Below are 792 nucleotides of genomic sequence, written 5' to 3' on the forward strand. Positions count from 1 at the left end.
TCTCTAGGATTTGTCTTTCAAAGCTTTCTACTTATCCCAAGTTTGAGTGCACTTCGCAATGTGACCTTACCGTGTCTTTTACGCGGAGAAGCCGAAGATGAAGCACGAGCGACAGAATTATTAAGCGCCGTAGGATTGGAAAAGCGACTCGACCACTTACCAAGTCAACTTTCTGGTGGTGAACAACAACGCGTCGCGTTGGCTAGAGCATTTATGACTCAGCCAGAATTGCTGTTTGCTGATGAACCGACAGGGAACCTTGATCACCAAACCGCGGACAAAGTCATCGAGCTGTTGTTCGATCTCAATAGCCAGCACGGTACGACATTAATATTGGTCGCTCATTATGTGAACTTAGCAAGCCGATGCGACAGAATTTATCGTATGGAGGCGGGTGAGCTTAAGGAGGAGATGTAATGTCAGCAGTATCTTCAAGTGAAGTAACATCTTCAGATCAACGTGGATTGAAGCAACACTCCCCGAATAAAAGTTTGGTGCGTTGGAGTTTGGGCGAAATTAGGCAAGGAAACCTTTGGCCGATCAGCGTCGCTCTTGTGTTGGTCATCGCGAGTATTTTTGCATTGTCTGCACTTGCATCTCGTATGGAGCAAGTGATTGTCAAGCAGGGCAAGGATGCATTAACTGCGGATGCGGTGTTCGTTTCCGCAAACCCATTCTCTGACTCGCTATTAAAATCGACAGAGCAACTTGAGCGCTCCGTTATGACCCGATTTTCGACCATGGCTTTTAGCGATAACGGAATGCAGCTTATTTCTGTACGAGGTGTCGATG

Annotated in this window: 1 protein-coding gene and 1 pseudogene; both read left to right on the top strand. The window is 46.8% G+C overall.

Going from position 1 to position 792, the window contains the following annotated elements:
• Window positions 1-417, top strand: a 417-nt coding sequence (locus R8N49_RS26405; RefSeq protein ID WP_318190356.1) for an ABC transporter ATP-binding protein, incomplete at its 5' end; no start/stop codon positions are given.
• Window positions 417-792 (top strand): annotated as a pseudogene (locus R8N49_RS26410) (ABC transporter permease); the annotation flags it as partial. The gene R8N49_RS26405 and the pseudogene R8N49_RS26410, both read left to right, overlap by 1 nt.

This window comes from Vibrio sp. 1978 (assembly GCF_033344345.1).